The 18559-nt window shown below is 55.1% G+C and carries 17 protein-coding genes; 16 read left to right on the top strand and 1 reads right to left on the bottom strand.

Features of this window, described 5'->3' with window-relative positions; all coding sequences use genetic code 11:
• Positions 1-242 precede the first annotated feature (242 nt).
• The 3 genes from udk to asmA all read left to right on the top strand — a co-directional run bounded on the left by udk (position 243) and on the right by asmA (position 3431).
• A complete protein-coding gene (gene udk / locus A6013_RS11590) occupies positions 243-884 on the top strand; it encodes a uridine kinase (RefSeq protein ID WP_008500855.1) in 642 nt (213 codons plus the stop codon).
• Positions 885-975: 91 nt separating this feature from the next.
• Positions 976-1557: a dCTP deaminase gene (gene dcd, locus A6013_RS11585; RefSeq protein WP_028013805.1), complete on the top strand. Its 582-nt coding sequence runs from the start codon at positions 976-978 to the stop codon at positions 1555-1557.
• A gap of 23 nt (positions 1558-1580) precedes the next feature.
• The gene (gene asmA / locus A6013_RS11580) at positions 1581-3431 is read left to right on the top strand and encodes an outer membrane assembly protein AsmA (protein WP_049137366.1); all 1851 of its coding nucleotides are present in this window, start codon (positions 1581-1583) and stop codon (positions 3429-3431) included.
• Positions 3432-3523: 92 nt separating this feature from the next.
• Here asmA and A6013_RS11575 read toward each other — a convergent pair whose 3' ends face one another.
• The gene (locus A6013_RS11575; RefSeq protein WP_047363153.1) at positions 3524-5107 is read right to left on the bottom strand and encodes a TerC family protein; all 1584 of its coding nucleotides are present in this window, start codon (positions 5105-5107) and stop codon (positions 3524-3526) included.
• A 692-nt stretch (positions 5108-5799) separates the two neighbouring features.
• Here A6013_RS11575 and A6013_RS11570 point away from each other — a divergent pair.
• From A6013_RS11570 to wcaI, 13 genes are all read left to right on the top strand, one after another.
• On the top strand, positions 5800-6939 hold the full coding sequence (locus A6013_RS11570) for a polysaccharide export protein (protein WP_014170829.1): 1140 nt from the start codon (positions 5800-5802) through the stop codon (positions 6937-6939).
• Between the two features lie 6 nt (positions 6940-6945).
• Complete coding sequence (gene wzb / locus A6013_RS11565; RefSeq protein WP_045629833.1) at positions 6946-7389, top strand: low molecular weight protein-tyrosine-phosphatase Wzb; 444 nt, start codon at positions 6946-6948, stop codon at positions 7387-7389.
• A 2-nt stretch (positions 7390-7391) separates the two neighbouring features.
• Positions 7392-9554 carry a tyrosine-protein kinase Wzc gene (gene wzc, locus A6013_RS11560; protein WP_049137370.1) on the top strand — a complete coding sequence of 721 codons (2163 nt, stop codon included), beginning with the start codon at positions 7392-7394 and terminating at the stop codon, positions 9552-9554.
• Positions 9555-9670: 116 nt separating this feature from the next.
• Positions 9671-10513: a colanic acid biosynthesis glycosyltransferase WcaA gene (wcaA, locus tag A6013_RS11555; protein ID WP_028013800.1), complete on the top strand. Its 843-nt coding sequence runs from the start codon at positions 9671-9673 to the stop codon at positions 10511-10513.
• Positions 10513-11004, top strand: coding sequence for a colanic acid biosynthesis acetyltransferase WcaB (gene wcaB, locus A6013_RS11550; RefSeq protein WP_045260418.1), 492 nt, complete (start codon positions 10513-10515; stop codon positions 11002-11004). Before wcaA ends, wcaB begins: the two co-directional genes overlap by 1 nt.
• Positions 11001-12218, top strand: a complete 1218-nt coding sequence (gene wcaC, locus A6013_RS11545) for a colanic acid biosynthesis glycosyltransferase WcaC (protein ID WP_045629829.1) — start codon at positions 11001-11003, stop codon at positions 12216-12218. Before wcaB ends, wcaC begins: the two co-directional genes overlap by 4 nt.
• Positions 12193-13413 carry a colanic acid polymerase WcaD gene (gene wcaD, locus A6013_RS11540; RefSeq protein ID WP_028013797.1) on the top strand — a complete coding sequence of 407 codons (1221 nt, stop codon included), beginning with the start codon at positions 12193-12195 and terminating at the stop codon, positions 13411-13413. Before wcaC ends, wcaD begins: the two co-directional genes overlap by 26 nt.
• Before the next feature lie 16 nt (positions 13414-13429).
• A complete protein-coding gene (wcaE, locus tag A6013_RS11535) occupies positions 13430-14176 on the top strand; it encodes a colanic acid biosynthesis glycosyltransferase WcaE (RefSeq protein WP_041909116.1) in 747 nt (248 codons plus the stop codon).
• 15 nt (positions 14177-14191) lie between these two features.
• Positions 14192-14740: a colanic acid biosynthesis acetyltransferase WcaF gene (gene wcaF / locus A6013_RS11530; protein ID WP_045260414.1), complete on the top strand. Its 549-nt coding sequence runs from the start codon at positions 14192-14194 to the stop codon at positions 14738-14740.
• A 24-nt stretch (positions 14741-14764) separates the two neighbouring features.
• Complete coding sequence (gmd, locus tag A6013_RS11525; protein ID WP_003863514.1) at positions 14765-15886, top strand: GDP-mannose 4,6-dehydratase; 1122 nt, start codon at positions 14765-14767, stop codon at positions 15884-15886.
• Between the two features lie 2 nt (positions 15887-15888).
• The gene (locus A6013_RS11520) at positions 15889-16854 is read left to right on the top strand and encodes a GDP-L-fucose synthase (RefSeq protein WP_024908102.1); all 966 of its coding nucleotides are present in this window, start codon (positions 15889-15891) and stop codon (positions 16852-16854) included.
• 2 nt (positions 16855-16856) lie between these two features.
• Entirely contained in the window at positions 16857-17336 is a 480-nt protein-coding gene (locus A6013_RS11515; RefSeq protein WP_048999739.1) for a GDP-mannose mannosyl hydrolase, read from the top strand.
• Positions 17333-18556, top strand: coding sequence for a colanic acid biosynthesis fucosyltransferase WcaI (gene wcaI / locus A6013_RS11510; RefSeq protein WP_028013793.1), 1224 nt, complete (start codon positions 17333-17335; stop codon positions 18554-18556). The genes A6013_RS11515 and wcaI overlap by 4 nt, the downstream gene beginning before the upstream one ends.
• Positions 18557-18559 lie beyond the last annotated feature (3 nt).

Below are 18559 nucleotides of genomic sequence, written 5' to 3'. Positions count from 1 at the left end.
GCGACTGCTCATAATTTGACATCATAGACTTATTAAATAGTTACTCGCTAAAAAATTCCTGTTAAACGCTGAAAAAACGGTCATTAAAATTTCTCTCAGGGATCAATGCGCCACTTTTCAGCCTGTCTCGCAGAACCTGCGCATTCGACTGGTATCACGCCCGCGAAATCCCTATAATTGCCGCGTTTGACGCTCCGGCGTCGTCCTTCCTTAACATCCAGGTTATTCAGGTCGCTAAATTTATGACTGATAAGTCTCATCAGTGCGTCATTATAGGCATCGCCGGCGCATCGGCTTCAGGTAAAAGTCTAATTGCCAGTACGCTTTATCGCGAACTGCGTGAACAGGTAGGTGATGAGCATATCGGCGTCATTCCCGAAGACAGCTACTACAAAGATCAATCCCATCTGTCGATGGAAGAACGTGTAAAAACCAACTACGACCACCCGAATGCGATGGATCACAGTTTACTGTTCCAGCATTTAGAAGCGCTTAAGAGCGGCCAGGCGATCGAACTGCCCGTTTACAGTTACGTAGAACACACCCGTACCCAGGAAACGATCCGCATCGAGCCGAAGAAGGTCATTATCCTTGAAGGCATCCTGCTCCTGACCGATGCCCGCCTGCGTGAATCCATGAACTTCTCCATCTTTGTCGATACCCCGCTGGATATCTGCCTGATGCGCCGCATCAAGCGTGACGTTAACGAGCGCGGCCGTTCCATGGACTCCGTCATGGCGCAATACCAGAAAACGGTCCGTCCGATGTTCCTGCAGTTTATTGAACCATCCAAACAATACGCCGATATCATCGTGCCTCGCGGGGGCAAAAACCGCATTGCTATTGATATCTTAAAAGCGAAAATCAGCCAGTTTTTTGAATAAGCCGCGCGAATTGTGTACCGTTCAGAGATAACCTGGTTTTACCCTGAGCGTTCAACGGCTCAGGGTACGATGCATGAAAGGAGAAAGAACCATGCGTCTTTGCGATCGTGATATTGAAGCCTGGCTGGATGAAGGCCGCTTGTCTATTACCCCACGTCCCCCCGTGGAGCGCATCAATGGGGTGACCGTTGATGTACGGTTGGGGAATAAATTCCGCACCTTTAGCGGCCATACTGCGCCGTTCATCGACCTCAGCGGGCCGAAGGATGAAGTCAGCGCCGCGCTCGATCGCGTCATGAGTGATGAAATCATCATTGACGAAGGTGAAGCTTTTTATCTGCACCCGGGTGAACTGGCGCTGGCGGTGACGTATGAATCCGTGACCCTGCCTGCGGATCTCGTCGGCTGGCTTGATGGCCGTTCTTCTCTGGCCCGCCTGGGGCTGATGGTTCACGTAACCGCGCACCGTATCGACCCAGGCTGGTCCGGCCGTATCGTGCTGGAGTTCTTCAACGCCGGTAAACTGCCGCTGGCGCTGCGCCCCGGAATGATGATCGGTGCGTTAAGCTTTGAACCGCTCACAGGCCCGGCAGACAGGCCTTATAACCGCCGCCAGGACGCAAAATACCGCGACCAGCAGGGTGCGGTTGCCAGCCGTATTGATAAAGACTGATCGTTAAGTCCATTGAGGATGCCATGAGAAGAGTTCTGACAACGCTGATGATTTTGCTGGTAGTGCTGGTTGCTGGCCTTTCGGCGTTGGTTCTGCTGGTTAACCCGAATGATTTCCGCGCTTACATGGTGCGGCAGGTCGAGGCACGCAGTGGTTACCAACTGAAGCTTGACGGGCCGCTGCGCTGGCACGTCTGGCCGCAGCTCAGCATTCTCTCTGGCCGCATGTCGTTAACCGCGCCGGGCGCGGCACAGCCGCTGGTCTCTGCGGACAACATGCGTCTCGATGTGGCGCTGATCCCGCTCATCTCCCATCAGCTGCAGGTTAATCAGGTGATGCTGAAGGGCGCGGTCATTCAGCTTACCCCGCAGACCGAAGCCGTGCGCGACGCGAATGCGCCGGTTGCGCCGCGCGAGAATACCTTACCGGATGAACCGTCCGATACGGGCTGGTCCTTTGATATAGGCAAACTGAAAGTGGCCGATAGCGTGCTGGTGTTCCAGCATGAGGATCAGGAGCAGGTCACCGTTCGCAACATCAACCTGCAGATGGAACAGGATGAACACCATCTTGCGTCGCTGGAATTTAGCGGACGGATAAACCGCGACCAGCGCGATCTGTCCCTCTCGTTGAATGCAAACGTGAATGCGTCGGACTACCCGCATCAGCTGACGGCCGACATCCAGCAGCTTAGCTGGCAGCTGACGGGAGCGGATCTCCCGACCCAGGGGATCGCCGGGCAGGGGACGCTGCAGGCCGTATGGCGCGAAGAGCAAAAACAGCTGGCTCTGGATAACCTTAACCTGCAGGCCAACGACAGCAGCCTGAAAGGGCAGGCGAGCGTCACGCTCGACGATAAGCCGAAGTGGGTGTTGAACCTGCAGTTTGACAAGCTCAACCTGGAGAACATCCTGCCACCGGTGCCGGCAAGCGCAACGGACAGCGATGCCGTGCAGACGGGGCAAAGCCAGTCACCGGTGTCGCGTCCGGTTATCTCATCCAACCTTGAACAGCCTGACTATAACGTGCTGCGCGGCTTCACGGCGGATATTCTGCTGAAAGCCAACAGCGTGCGCTGGCGCGGTATTGATTTTACCGACGTGAGCGGCCAGATGTTCAACCACAACGGGTTGCTGGTAATTTCAGAACTGAGCGGCAAAATGGGGGCGGGTCACCTGTCACTTCCGGGTACGCTGGACGTGCGTAAGGACGTTGCCAGCGCTGAATTCCAGCCGCGTCTCGACAACGTTGAGATTGGCAGCATCCTCAAAGCCTTTAACTATCCGATATCCCTGACGGGTCAGCTGACGCTGGCGGGCGATTTCTCAGGCACCAAAATTGATGCCAACGCCTTCCGCCGTGAGTGGCAGGGCGAGGCGCATGTTGACCTGAAAGATTCGCGAATGGAAGGGCTCAACTTCCAGCAGTTGGTTCAGCAGGCGGTGGAGCGCAGCAGCGATGTTAAAGCCCAGGAAAACTACGACAGCGCAACTCGCCTCGACAGCTTCACCACTGACCTGACGCTGGATAACGGGGTGCTGACGCTGGCCGGGATGCAGGGAACTTCATCTATGCTGTCGTTAACCGGAGAAGGCTCGCTGGATCTGGTCAAAGAGACGGCGGACACGCGCTTTAACGTCCGGGTGCTTTCCGGCTGGCAGGGCGAAAGCAAGCTGATTGACTTCCTCAAAGAGACACCGGTTCCGCTTAGCGTATACGGCAAATGGCAGGCGCTGAACTACAGCCTTCAGGTAGATCAGATCCTGCGTAAGCATCTGCAGGATGAAGCGAAGCGTCGGCTCAACAGCTGGGCGGATCGTAATAAAGATTCCCAGAACGGCAAGGATGTGAAGAAGCTGCTGGATAAGCTTTGACGGCGGTGCGGCCTGATGCCCTCACCCCGACCCTCTCCCACGGGAGAGGGAGCAAACACCAAAACGGCAACGGGGTTGCCGTTTTGGTTTACCTAAACCTCAAAATCCAGCTCTTCCTCATCCCGCAGAGGAATTAGCTGCACTTTCTGCACGCGATGGTTTTCAATCTGCAGGGTTTTAAGCAGATAGTCGCCCACCTGAACCTCTTCTCCCGGCTGCGGGATGCGCTGCAAATACTCCATCAGCAGACCGGCAATGGTGTGGTATTCCCGTTTTTCATCCAGCGGTAGCGGCACGTACTGCACAAGGTCTTCCAGCGGCATGTGGCCGTTGGCCGTCCACGAGCCGTCAGCGTTTTTCTGAATGTCGTGGCGGGCATCAATCTCATCCACCTCGTTTGGCAGATTACCGGCGATGGTTTCCATTACGTCGCTGAGCGTGACCAGCCCTTCCACCGAACCAAATTCATCCACCACAAACGCGAAGTGGGTGCGTGCGTTGCGGAACTGCTCCAGCGCGGAGAGCAGCGGAAGCGCTTCCGGGAAGACCAGCGGCTGGCGTACCAGCGCGCGCAGGTTGAGCGGCTCGCCATGCAGCTGCTGCTGGAGCAGGTCAATCACGTGTACCACCCCCAGCAGCTCCTCTTCCTCTTCACCGCCGGTGACCACCACGCGGGTGTGCTGGTTTTTATCCAGCAGGGCGCGGATCTGCTCTTCCGGTGCCGTGAGGTCAATATGCTCAATGTCATGCCGGGAGGTCATGATGCTGCTGACCGTGCGCTGATTCAGGTTAAGCACGCGCTCGATCATCAGCCGCTCCTGCGGGTTAAAGATTTGCCCGTCGCTGTGATCGGCCAGCAGGGCAGAGGATTCGGCGTCCAGCTCGGCATCCTCTTTCCTGCCGCTCAACAGGCGCATCACGGTGTCGGCCGTGCGCTGGCGCAGGGTCTGATTCGCGGAGAGAAACCGGCGGCGGTTAAATATCGCCAGCTGGTTGAGCGCTTCAATCATGACGGAGAAGCCAATGGCGGCGTACAGGTAGCCTTTCGGAATGTGGAAGCCGAAACCGTCGGCGACCAGGCTAAAGCCAATCATCAGCAGGAAGCTGAGGCAGAGGATCACGATTGTCGGGTGGCTGTTCACAAAGCGGGTCAGTGCTTTGCTCGCCATCACCATCAGCGTGATGGCGATAATTACCGCGGCCATCATGACGGCGAGATGGTCCACCATCCCGACGGCGGTAATCACCGAATCCAGGGAGAAGACCGCATCGAGCACCACAATTTGCGCCACCACCGGCCAGAATCTCGCCCCGCGTCGCTGGGTCGGGTTCTCGCTGTCCTTGCCTTCGAGCCGCTCGTTAAGCTCCACCGTGGCTTTGAACAGCAGGAACAGCCCGCCGAAGAGCATGATCAGGTCGCGCGCGCTAAAGCTCAGGCCGCGAACGGAGAACAGAGGCTGAGTGAGCGTGACCATCCAGGAGATAGAGGCCAGCAGCAGTAAACGCATCACCATCGCCAGCAGCAGACCCGTCACGCGCGCGCGGTCGCGCTGGGAAGGAGGCAGTTTTTCAGCGAGGATGGCGATAAACACCAGATTATCAATACCGAGCACTAATTCGATGACGACCAACGTCACCAGCCCGGCCCAGATTGATGGATCGGCAATCCATTCCATAGTAATAGCAATACCTTCTGTTATATGACGAATGTCACACTTCGATCATGGATAAAGCTGGGGGAAAATGCAATGTCGGGCTGAGATTTCTCTTAATACGATGCGTAAAAAAGAGAGCAGTCTCAGGTGAGTGTAAATAAGCAAAATACGTATATTTTATTATTTTGAGTGCTTTTTAGGATATATCGCAGATAATGGTTTTTACTCTCTTTTTGTCAATATAAAGAAAATCCTAAAAGGTCAAAACTTTGCTCTTAATATTAATCTTAAAAACAGATATTAGGACAGTTGTCTCCTTGCCTGCTATTAGGTTAGCTGCAACAATTCTCCCAGCATCAAATGTTAAATCTTGTTGTTGCTATTATTGTTTTGGTCTTCGGAATGGTCATTCATTATCCGTTGTGTATTTCAAGCGGCTGATATATTTCCAGAAGACCTTACTCAAGAGGGTGTCTATCCATAACACATTGTTTAGTCAGTGGATTGGTAACTGAAAGCCAAGGGCGGTAGCGTGCCTGAAAGCGTGTGAATCAGCCTCGATTATTCTGTCAATAGCCAATGGATGAATAAGCTTTTTTTAGGACTGATGCCAGTTATATTTCTATTTGATTAACTGCATGCTGAAACCCAATACGTCTCAGGCTTATTTAAATTGCACAGGATAATTACTCTGCCAAAGTGATAAATAATCAATGATGAAATCCAAAATGAAATTGATGCCATTATTGGTGTCTGTGACCTTGATGAGTGGTTGCACGGTCTTTCCCGGCAGCAATATGTCAACAATGGGTAAGGATGTGATCAAGCAACAGGATGCCGATTTTGATCTCGACAAAATGGTGAATGTTTATCCACTAACGCCACGTCTGGTCGAACAATTACGTCCACGTCCGAATGTTGCCCAGCCGAATATGTCTCTGGACCAGGAAATTGCCTCCTATCAGTATCGCGTGGGGCCGGGCGACGTGATCAACGTGACCGTCTGGGACCACCCTGAACTGACCACGCCAGCGGGCCAGTACCGTAGCTCAAGCGACACCGGGAACTGGGTACAGTCAGATGGCACCATGTTCTATCCGTACATTGGTAAAGTACATGTCGCCGGGAAAACGCTTGCCGAGATCCGTAGTGATATTACCGGCCGCTTAGCGCAGTACATCGCCGACCCGCAGGTGGACGTTAATATCGCCGCATTCCGCTCGCAAAAAGCCTATATCTCCGGTCAGGTGAACAAATCCGGCCAGCAGGCCATCACCAACGTTCCGCTCACCGTTCTGGACGCCATTAACGCCGCAGGCGGCTTAACCGACGGCGCCGACTGGCGCAACGTGGTGCTGACCCACAACGGCAAAGAGCAGCGCATTTCGCTGCAGGCGCTGATGCAAAACGGCGACCTGACCCAGAACCGCCTGCTCTATCCGGGCGATATTCTCTACGTACCGCGCAACGACGATCTGAAAGTCTTCGTGATGGGTGAAGTGAAGAAACAGAGCACTCTCAAAATGGACTTCAGCGGCATGACCCTGACCGAAGCGCTGGGCAATGCTGAAGGTATCGATCTGACCACCTCTAACGCGACCGGTATCTTCGTCATCCGTCCGCTGAAGGGTGAAGGCAGCGCGAAGGGCAAGATTGCCAACATCTACCAGCTGGATATGTCCGATGCTACGTCTCTGGTGATGGCGACGGAGTTCCGTCTCCAGCCATACGATGTGGTTTACGTCACCACCGCGCCGGTTGCCCGCTGGAACCGTCTGATCAACCAGTTGCTGCCAACCATCAGTGGCGTTCGCTACATGACGGATACGGCGCGCGACATTCATACCTGGTAATCCGCGATGTTTAACAAAATTCTGGTGGTATGCGTGGGGAACATTTGCCGTTCCCCCACGGCTGAACGGCTGTTGAAACAGTACCAGCCCGAGTTAACGGTCGAGTCCGCAGGGCTGGGCGCGCTGGTGGGCAAAGGTGCCGACGAGCGCGCCACGAGCGTGGCCCGCGATCACAACCTCTCTCTTGACGGGCATATCGCCCGCCAGGTCACCGGCCGCATGTGCCGGGAGTATGACCTGATTCTGGCAATGGAAAAACGCCATATTCATGCGCTATGCGATATCGCTCCGGAGATGCGCGGCAAGGTGATGCTGTTTGGTCACTGGGACAACGAACGCGAAATCCCCGATCCGTATCGCAAGAGCCATGAAGCCTTCGAGGCGGTTTACACCTTACTTGACCAGTCTGCCCAACAGTGGGCGCAGGCACTGAAAGCTCAGCAGGGATAACAATGACAGAAAAAACAAGACCTTCTGCCGCCCCGACTTCGGGCAGTGATGAAATTGATATTGGTCGCCTGGTCGGCACGGTTATCGAGGCAAAGTGGTGGGTGCTTGGCATTACCGCCGTGTTTGCCGCAGCGGCCGTCGTGTATACGCTGTTCGCCACACCTATCTACAGCGCCGACGCGCTGGTGCAGATCGAGCAGAATACCGGCAACTCGCTGGTGCAGGATATCGGCTCCGCGCTGGCGAACAAACCGCCAGCATCCGACGCTGAAATTCAGCTGATCCAGTCGCGTCTGGTGCTGGGTAAAACGGTTCACGACCTCGGACTCGACATCTCCGTCACCAAAAATACGTTCCCGATCTTCGGTGCCGGCTGGGACCGTCTGATGGGGCGCAACAATGACACCGTAAAAGTCACTGACTTTGTGCTGCCGAAAGGGGCGGGGGATCAAACCTTTACCCTGACGGTGCTGGGCCCGAAACAGTATCAGCTGACCAGCGATGCGGGCTTTAGCGCACGTGGCGAAGTGGGGCAGATGCTGAACAAAGACGGCGTTAGCATGATGGTTAGCGCGATCCACGCCCAGGAGGGCGGTGAATTCACCGTCACCAAATTCTCCACGCTGGGGATGATCAACAATCTACAGAACAACCTGACCGTCACCGAAAACGGTAAGGACACCGGCGTGCTGAGCATGACCTTTACCGGTGAAGATAAGGATCAAATTCGCGACATCCTGAACAGCATTACCCGCAACTACCTTGAGCAGAACGTCGAGCGCAAGTCGGCGGAAGCGGCGAAAAGCCTGGCGTTCCTCGCTAAACAGCTCCCGGAAGTGCGTGCCCGTCTGGATGATGCCGAGAACAAGCTGAACGCCTACCGTCAGGATAAAGACTCCGTCGACCTGCCGCTGGAGGCGAAATCGGTTCTCGACTCGATGGTGAATATTGATGCGCAGCTCAACGAGTTGACCTTCAAAGAGGCGGAGATTTCCAAGCTTTACACCAAACGCCACCCGGCCTACCGCACGCTGCTGGAGAAGCGCCGCACTCTCGAAGAGGAGAAGGCGAAGCTGAACGACCGCGTGACCGCGATGCCGAAAACGCAGCAGGAGATCGTCCGCCTGACCCGCGACGTGGAGTCCGGACAGCAGGTTTACATGCAGCTGCTGAACAAACAGCAGGAGCTGAAAATCACCGAGGCCAGCACCGTGGGTGACGTGCGTATCGTCGACCCGGCCATTACCCAGCCTGGCGTACTGAAGCCGAAGAAAGCGCTGATTATTCTCGGCAGCATCATTCTTGGCCTGATGCTCTCTATCGTTGGCGTGCTGTTGCGCTCGCTGTTCAACCGCGGCATCGAAAGCCCGCAGGTGCTGGAAGAGAGTGGTATCAACGTCTATGCCAGCATTCCGCTGTCTGAGTGGCAAAAATCCCGTGACAGCGTCAAGACCATCAAGGGCGTTAAGCGTTACAAACAGAGCCAGCTGCTGGCCGTGGGTAACCCAACCGACCTGGCGATTGAAGCGATCCGCAGCCTGCGTACCAGTCTGCACTTCGCCATGATGCAGGCTAAAAACAACGTCCTGATGTTAACCGGCGTCAGCCCGTCAATCGGTAAGACCTTTGTCTGTGCCAACCTGGCGGCCGTGGTGAGCCAGACCAACAAGCGCGTGCTGCTGATCGACTGCGATATGCGTAAGGGTTATACCCACGAACTGCTGGGCACCAACAACGTGAACGGTCTGTCGGAAATCCTGCTGGGTCAGGGAGAGATTAGCCAGAGCGCCAAGCCGACCTCGATTCCGAGATTCGACCTGATCCCGCGTGGTCAGGTGCCGCCGAACCCGTCTGAACTGCTGATGAGCGAACGCTTCACCCAGTTGATTGAGTGGGCGAGCAAAAACTATGACCTGGTGCTGATCGATACGCCGCCAATTCTGGCCGTGACTGATGCCGCCGTGGTTGGCCGTCATGCGGGTACCACGCTGATGGTGGCGCGCTATGCGGTGAATACCCTGAAGGAAGTGGAAACCAGCCTGAGCCGCTTCGAGCAGAACGGCATTGAGGTGAAAGGGGTCATCCTGAACTCCATCTTCCGTCGTGCGACCGGGTACCAGGATTACGGTTATTACGAGTACGAATACAAGTCTGACAGCAAATAACAAAACACCCCCCCTCACCCTAACCCTCTCCCCAGAGGGGAGAGGGAACTGTCCGGTGCCGCCTTTCACCCTCTCCCCTCAGGAGAGAGGGCCGGGGTGAGGGGTAGGAGGAAAAGATGACCACACAACGCCCTTTAGTTTCTATCTATATGCCGACATGGAACCGTCAGCAGCTGGCGATCCGCGCTATTAAGTCGGTCTTACGTCAGGATTACGATAACTGGGAACTGATCATCGTTGATGACTGTTCTTCCTCGTATGAACAGCTGCAAAAATTTGTCACCGAACTCAACGATCCGCGCGTGATGTATACCCATAACCCGATTAACTCCGGGGCGTGCGCGGTGCGTAATCAGGCGATTATGCAGGCCAAAGGGCAGTATCTGACCGGCATCGACGATGACGACGAATGGACGCCGAACCGCCTGTCCGTCTTCCTTTCGCATAAAGAGCAGCTGGTCACGCACGCTTTTCTGTATGCCAACGACTATGTCTGCCAGGGCGAGGTTTACTCGCAGCCCGCGAGCCTGCCGCTGTACCCGAAATCACCGTACTCTCGTCGCCTGTTCTACAAGCGCAACATTATCGGTAATCAGGTCTTTACCTGGGCGTGGCGCTTTAAGGAGTGCCTGTTCGATACCGAACTGAAGGCCGCGCAGGATTACGACATCTTCTTGCGGATGGTGGTGGAGTACGGCGAGCCGTGGAAAGTGGAAGAGGCCACGCAGATCCTGCACATCAACCACGGGGAGATGCAGATCACCTCCTCACCGAAGAAGTTTTCAGGCTACTTCCATTTTTACCGCAAGCACAAGGACAAGTTTGACCGTGCCAGCCGCAAGTATCAGCTCTTTACCCTGTATCAGATCCGCAATAAGCGCATGAACTGGCGCACGCTGCTGACGCTGCTGTCGGTGCGTAACGGCAAGCGTCTGGCTGACGGGCTTCGGGGGAAATAATGTTTCTGGAAGATTGCCGCGCAAACAGCTGGAGCCTGCGCCCGTGCTGCATGGTTCTGGCGTACCGCATCGCGCACTTTTGCTCGGTGTGGCGCAAGAAAAACGTACTGAACAATATCTGGGCGGCACCGATTCTGGTGCTGTACCGCATCATCACCGAATGCTTTTTTGGCTATGAAATCCAGGCCGCTGCCACCATTGGCCGCCGCTTTACCATCCACCACGGCTATGCGGTGGTGATCAACAAGTTCGTGGTTGCGGGCGATGATTTCACCATTCGCCACGGGGTGACGATCGGCAACCGCGGGCCGGACAGCCTGGCCTGCCCGGTGATCGGCAATAACGTCGAGCTGGGGGCGAATGTGGTGATGATTGGCGACATTACGATTGGTAACAACGTGACGATCGGGGCGGGCAGCGTGGTGCTGGACAGCATTCCGGATAACGCGCTGGTGGTGGGAGAGAAAGCCCGCGTGAAGGTGATTAAATGAACATTCTGCAATTTAACGTACGCCTCGCAGAAGGCGGAGCGGCAGGCGTGGCGCTGGATCTGCACCAGCGTGCCCTGCAAAAAGGACTTCAGTCCCGGTTTATTTACGGCTACGGCAAAGGCGGCAAGAAAAGCGTCAGCCATGATAACTTCCCGCAGGTGCACAAGCACACGCCGCGTCTGACCTCTGTTGCCAACATTGCGCTGTTCCGCCTGTTTAACCGCGATCTGTTTGGCAACCTGAACAGTCTATATCGCACCGTGACCCGCACTACCGGCCCGGTTGTGCTGCATTTTCACGTCCTGCACAGCTACTGGCTGAATCTGGAAGAGGTGGTGGCGTTTTGTCAGAAGGTGCAGGCCCACAAGCCCGACACCCGCTTCGTCTGGACGCTGCACGATCACTGGAGCGTGACCGGACGCTGCGCGTTTACCGACGGCTGCGAAGGCTGGAAAGATAGCTGCCAGAAATGCCCGACGTTGAGCAACTATCCGCCGGTGAAAGTGGATCGCGCGCATCAGTTGGTAGACGGAAAGCGTCAGTTGTTCCGCGACATGCTTTCGCTCGGCTGCACGTTTATCTCCCCGAGCCAGCACGTGGCCGACGCCTTCAACAGCCTGTATGGGGCAGGGCGCTGTCAGATTATCAACAACGGTATCGACGTGGCGACGGAAGCCATCCTGGCCGAGCTGACGCCGGTGGCGGAAACCGCGGGCAAACCGAAAATTGCCATCGTTGCGCACGATCTGCGCTACGACGGCAAAACCAACCAGCAGCTGGTGCGCGACATGATGGCGCTCGGCGACAAAATTGAACTGCATACCTTTGGCAAATTCTCGCCGTTCGAAGGCGCTAACGTGGTGAATCACGGGTTTGAAACCGACAAGCGCAAGCTGATGAGCGCCCTGAATGGTATGGACGCGCTGGTGTTCAGCTCCCGCGTGGATAATTACCCGCTGATCCTCTGCGAGGCGCTCTCCATCGGCGTGCCGGTGATTGCCACCCACAGCGATGCAGCGCGCGAAGTGCTGGAAAAATCCGGCGGAAAAACCTTCGCCGGGCACGAGGTCCTGCCTCTGGTGCAACTGCCGAAGGCGCAGATCGCCGAGGCCGTTTTTGGCACTGACCTGGAATCGTTCCGCAACCGCAGCCGCAAGGCCTACAGTGGACAACAGATGCTGGAGGAGTATGTCTCGTTCTATCAGAATCTGTAGTTATCTGCTGCTGCCGCTGATCTACCTGCTGGTCAACGTCAAAATTGCCCAGCTCGGCGAAAGCTTCCCGATAACCATCGTGACTTTTTTGCCCGTTCTGCTTCTGCTGTATGTCGATAAAATCAACCTGAAGAAGCTGATGATTGCCCTGGGGCTGGGCACGGGCCTGACGCTGTTTAACTACATCTTTGGCCAGTCGCTGGATGCCAGTAAATACGTCACTTCAACCATGCTGTTTGTTTATATCGTTATTATTATTGGTATGGTCTGGAGTATTCGCTTCAAAACTATTTCACCGCACAATTATCGGAAAATCCTCAGGTTCTTTTATATTGCCGTTGCGTTAATTGTTGTGCTTGCCGCACTGGAAATGGCGCAGATTATTTTGACCGGTGGCAGCAGCCTGATGGAGATAATTTCGAAATATCTCATTTACAGTAACAGCTATGTACTGAACTTCATTAAGTTTGGTGGTAAGCGTACAACGGCGCTCTATTTTGAACCGGCGTTTTTCGCTCTGGCGTTAATCTCAATTTGGCTCAGCATCAAACAGTTTGGTATCAAAACGCCTAAGACCGATGCTATGATTCTTGCAGGAATCGTTCTGTCTGGATCGTTCTCAGGGGTAATGACATTTATCCTGTTTTACCTGCTGGAGTGGGCGTTCCAGTACCTGAACAAAGATGCGATTAAGAAAAAACTGCCGCTGGCGATAATCTCTCTGACGGTATTTTTAGTGGGCGTCATATTCGCGTTTCCGTACATTTCAGAACGTCTGGGTGATTTGGGAACGGAAGGGTCATCGTCCTATTATCGCATCATTGGTCCGCTGGTGATGGTGGGTTATTCCTTAACCCATATCGATGGTGTAGTAAGATTCGGCTCACTTTACGAATATGTTGCATCATTCGGAATCTTTAACGGTGCGGATGTCGGTAAAACCATAGACAATGGTCTGTATCTGTTAATTATTTATTTTTCATGGTTCGCCGTACTGTTGACGCTGTGGTATCTGTTTAAAGTTTTCAAAATGATGATCAACGCGTTTGGTGATAACCAGAACTTTCGCGTGCAGCTTTATCTTTTTACGCCGGTGTCGCTGTTTTTTACCGGGTCAATATTTAGCCCGGAATATGCTTTCTTGATTGTCTGTCCGTTTATTTTGCGTAAGGCGCTTAATATTACGAACGTATGACGAAATGAGGTGATTTATGTTTCTTAGCGTCATTACTGTCGCTTTTCGTAATTACGAAGGGGTGGTAAAAACCTGGCGCTCGCTGCGCAACCTGGCGCGCGATCCAAGCCTCACCTTTGAGTGGATCGTGGTCGACGGCGGCTCGAACGATGGCACGGCGGAGTTTCTGGAAAAACTCAACGGTGAGTTCAACTTACGCTACATCAGCGAGAAAGATAAAGGCATCTACGATGCGATGAACAAGGGCATTTCTATGGCCCAGGGCCGTTATGCCATCTTCCTCAACTCCGGCGATATTTTCCACGACGACGTGGCGTTGTTTGCTCGTCAGCTGGCGCGCCAGAAAGAGGATGCCATGTATATTGGCGATGCGCTGCTCGATTTTGGCGACGGGCATAAAGTCTGCCGCAGCGCCAAGCCAGGCTGGTATATCTACCATAGCCTGCCGGCCAGCCATCAGGCCATTTTCTTCCCGGTAAACGGTCTGAAAAAACAGCCTTACGATTTGCAGTACAAGGTGTCATCCGATTATGCGCTGGCCGCCAGCCTGTATAAATCAGGTTACCCGTTCCGTCGAATTAAAGGGCTGGTGTCTGAATTTTCGATGGGCGGCGTGTCAACGTCTAATAATCTGGAATTATGCCAGGATGCAAAAAAGGTGCAGCGTCAAATATTACGCGTGCCGGGATTCTGGGCGGAATTGTCTTATTTATTACGCCTGCGTACGACAGGTAAAACAAAAACCTTATATAACAAAGCCTGAATATAAGGAAACGCAATGCAGGATTTAAAAGGTTTCTCCGTACCGAAAGGTTTTCGGGGCGGGAACGGTATTAAGGTACAGCTATGGTGGGCGGTTCAGGCAACCTTATTTGCCTGGTCGCCGCAAATACTGTACCGCTGGCGAGCCTTTTTATTGCGCCTGTTTGGCGCAAAAATCGGAAAAAACGTAGTTATTCGACCTTCGGTGAAGATTACCTACCCCTGGAAATTAACCCTCGGGGATTACGCCTGGGTAGGGGATGACGCGGTGTTATATACCCTGGGCGAGATTACGATTGGCGCAAATTCGGTGGTTTCACAGAAGTGTTATTTATGCACCGGCAGCCACGACTTTATGAGCCCGCATTTTGATATTACCGCTTCGCCTATTGTGATCGGTGAAAAGTGCTGGCTGGCAACGGATGTTTTTGTTGCACCAGGTATTTCTGTTGGCGATGGCACGGTAGTCGGTGCCCGCAGCAGCGTTTTTAAATCGCTACCGGCAAATAAAGTTTGCCGTGGCAACCCCGCAGTGGTGATACGCGAACGCGTTGAAACTGATTAAATTCATAAGTAGAGGAATATAAACATGTCTAAAGTCGCTCTCATCACCGGCGTTACCGGGCAGGATGGTTCTTACCTGGCAGAACTGCTGCTGGAGAAAGGGTATGAAGTGCACGGTATTAAGCGTCGTGCGTCTTCTTTCAACACCGAACGTGTGGATCACATCTATCAGGATCCTCACGCGGCAAACCCGAAATTCCACCTGCACTACGGCGACCTGACCGATACCTCCAACCTGACCCGTATCCTGCAGGAAGTACAGCCGGATGAAGTGTACAACCTGGGGGCGATGAGCCACGTAGCGGTCTCCTTCGAGTCCCCGGAATACACCGCTGACGTTGACGCCATGGGTACCCTGCGTCTGCTGGAGGCGATTCGCTTCCTCGGTCTTGAGAAGAAAACTCGCTTCTACCAGGCATCTACCTCCGAGCTGTACGGCCTGGTGCAGGAAATTCCACAGAAAGAGACCACGCCGTTCTACCCGCGCTCTCCGTATGCGGTAGCAAAACTGTACGCCTACTGGATCACCGTGAACTACCGTGAATCCTACGGCATGTACGCCTGTAACGGCATTCTGTTCAACCACGAATCTCCGCGTCGCGGCGAAACCTTCGTGACCCGCAAAATCACCCGTGCGATCGCCAACATCGCTCAGGGTCTGGAATCTTGCCTGCACCTCGGCAACATGGACTCCCTGCGTGACTGGGGCCATGCCAAAGACTACGTGAAAATGCAGTGGATGATGCTGCAGCAGGAACAGCCAGAAGACTTCGTTATCGCGACCGGCGTGCAGTACTCCGTGCGTCAGTTCGTTGAGATGGCTGCGGCGCAGCTGGGCATCAAACTGCGCTTCGAAGGCACGGGCGTGGAAGAGAAGGGTATCGTTGTGTCCGTGACCGGCCACGACGCGCCAGGCGTGAAGCCAGGCGACGTAATTGTGCAGGTTGACCCGCGTTACTTCCGTCCTGCTGAAGTAGAAACCCTGCTGGGCGACCCAACCAAAGCGCACGAGAAGCTGGGCTGGAAACCAGAAACCACTCTGCAGGAGATGGTTTCCGAGATGGTGGCCAAAGATCTTGAAGCAGCGAAAAAACACTCCCTGCTCAAGTCTCATGGCTACGAGGTTGCCATCGCGCTGGAGTCCTGAGAATGACAAAACAACGTATTTTTGTCGCTGGTCATCGCGGAATGGTGGGTTCCGCGATTGTCCGCCAGCTGGAACAGCGCGGTGACGTAGAGGTGATTGTCCGCACCCGTGACGAGCTGAACCTGCTCGACAGCCGTGCGGTACAGGACTTCTTTGCCAACGAACGCATTGACCAGGTGTATCTGGCGGCGGCGAAGGTGGGCGGCATTGTCGCTAACAACACCTACCCGGCGGATTTCATCTACGAGAACATGATGATTGAGAGCAACATCATTCACGCGGCGCATCTGCACAACGTGAACAAGCTGCTGTTCCTCGGTTCATCCTGTATCTACCCGAAGATGGCGAAGCAGCCGATTGCCGAGAGCGAACTGTTGCAGGGCACGCTTGAAGCCACTAACGAGCCGTATGCGATTGCCAAAATTGCCGGGATCAAGCTGTGTGAATCCTACAACCGTCAGTATAACCGCGACTATCGCTCGGTGATGCCGACCAACCTGTACGGACCGCACGACAACTTCCACCCGAGCAACTCGCACGTGATCCCGGCGCTGCTGCGTCGCTTCCACGAGGCGACTGCCGAAAACGCCCCGGACGTGGTGGTGTGGGGCAGCGGAACACCAATGCGCGAGTTCCTGCACGTGGACGACATGGCGGCTGCCAGCATTCACGTGATGGAACTGGATCGCGAGGTGTGGCAGGAAAACACCGAGCCGATGCTGTCGCACATTAACGTGGGTACCGGCGTGGACTGCACCATTCGCGAGCTGGCGCAGACCATCGCGCAGGTGGTGGGCTACAAGGGCCGCGTGGTGTTTGACGCGACCAAACCGGACGGCACGCCGCGCAAGCTGCTGGACGTGACCCGTCTGCATCAGCTGGGCTGGTATCACGAGGTCTCACTGGAGCAGGGGCTGGCCAGCACCTACCAGTGGTTCCTGGAAAACCAGCACCGCTTCCGGGGGTAATGATGTTTTTAAGTCAGGAAGATTTTGCCACGGTAGTGCGTTCCACTCCGCTCATCTCGATTGATTTGATCGTGGAGAACGAACGCGGCGAGTTCTTGCTGGGGAAACGAACCAATCGTCCTGCACAGGGCTTCTGGTTCGTGCCCGGCGGGCGCGTGCAGAAGGATGAGACGCTGGTTGATGCGTTTGAGCGTCTCACTCTGGCGGAGCTGGGCCTGCAGTTGCCGATGGCAGCGGGCCAGTTTTACGGGGTCTGGCAGCACTTCTATGACGATAACTTTTCGGGCACCGGGTTCTCCACGCACTACATCGTGCTGGGGTTCCGCCTGAAGGTGAGTGAGGCAGACCTGCGTCTGCCTGATTCTCAGCATGACGATTACCGCTGGTTAGCGCCAGAGGCGCTGCTGGCAAGCGACAACGTCCATGACAACAGTCGGGCGTATTTCCTCGCGGAACGTCAGGCCGAGGTGCCAGGACTATGAAAATCCTCGTCTACGGAATTAACTACTCGCCGGAATTAACCGGTATCGGGAAATACACCGGCGAGATGGTGGAGTGGATGGCGAGCCAGGGACATGACGTGCGGGTGATTACTGCCCCGCCGTACTACCCGGAGTGGAAGGTAGGCGAACGCTATTCCAGCTGGCGCTATCGCCGCGAAGAGGGGGCCGCGACCGTCTGGCGCTGCCCGCTCTACGTGCCGAAACAGCCCTCGACGCTGAAACGTTTAATTCATCTGGGCAGCTTTGCCCTCAGCAGTTTCTTCCCGCTGATGGCGCAGCGTCGCTGGAAGCCGGATCGCATTATCGGCGTGGTGCCGACGCTGTTCTGCACGCCGGGCATGCGCCTGCTGGGAAAACTCTCCGGCGCGCGCACCCTGCTGCACATTCAGGATTATGAAGTGGACGCCATGCTCGGTCTGGGTATGGCCGGGAAAGGCAAGGGCGGCAAGGTGGCGAAGCTCGCCAGCGCCTTTGAGCGCAGCGGCCTGCATAACGTGGATTACGTCTCAACGATCTCGCGCTCGATGATGAACAAAGCGCAGGAGAAGGGCGTCCCGGCGGAGAAGGTGATCTTCTTCCCGAACTGGTCCGAAGTGGCGCGTTTTCGCGACGTGACGGAGCAAGAGGCTCAGGCGCTGCGCGCCCGGCTCGGTTTGCCTGAAGACCAAAAAATCATTCTTTACTCAGGCAACATCGGCGAAAAGCAGGGGCTGGAGAGCGTTATTGAAGCGGCCCAGCTGTTGATCGAACAGCCGTGGACGTTTGTGATTGTCGGACAGGGCGGGGGAAAAGCGCGGCTGGAAAAGATGGCCAGTGAACGCGGCCTGACCAACGTGAAGTTTTTCCCGCTGCAATCGTACGACGCGCTGCCCGCGCTGCTGAAAATGGCGGATTGCCATCTGGTCGTGCAAAAACGCGGCGCGGCGGATGCGGTGCTGCCGTCCAAGCTGACCAACATTCTGGCAGTGGGCGGTAACGCGGTGATTACGGCCGAAGCCGAAACTGAATTAGGCCAGCTGTGTGACAGCTATCCGGGGATTGCCGTGTGCGTGGAGCCGGAATCGGTCCCGGCGCTGGTCACCGGCATTGAACAGGCACTCGCCATGCCAAAAGTGAACACGGTGGCACGTGAATATGCCGAACGCACGCTCGAGAAAGAGAACGTGCTGAGCCAATTTATTGCAGATATACGGGGATAAATC

This window comes from Enterobacter sp. IF2SW-B1 (assembly GCF_001743375.1).
Classification (GTDB): Bacteria; Pseudomonadota; Gammaproteobacteria; order Enterobacterales; family Enterobacteriaceae; genus Enterobacter; species Enterobacter bugandensis.
The sequence above is the reverse complement of the archived record's forward strand: the minus strand, read 5'-3'. Positions and strand labels throughout refer to the sequence as shown.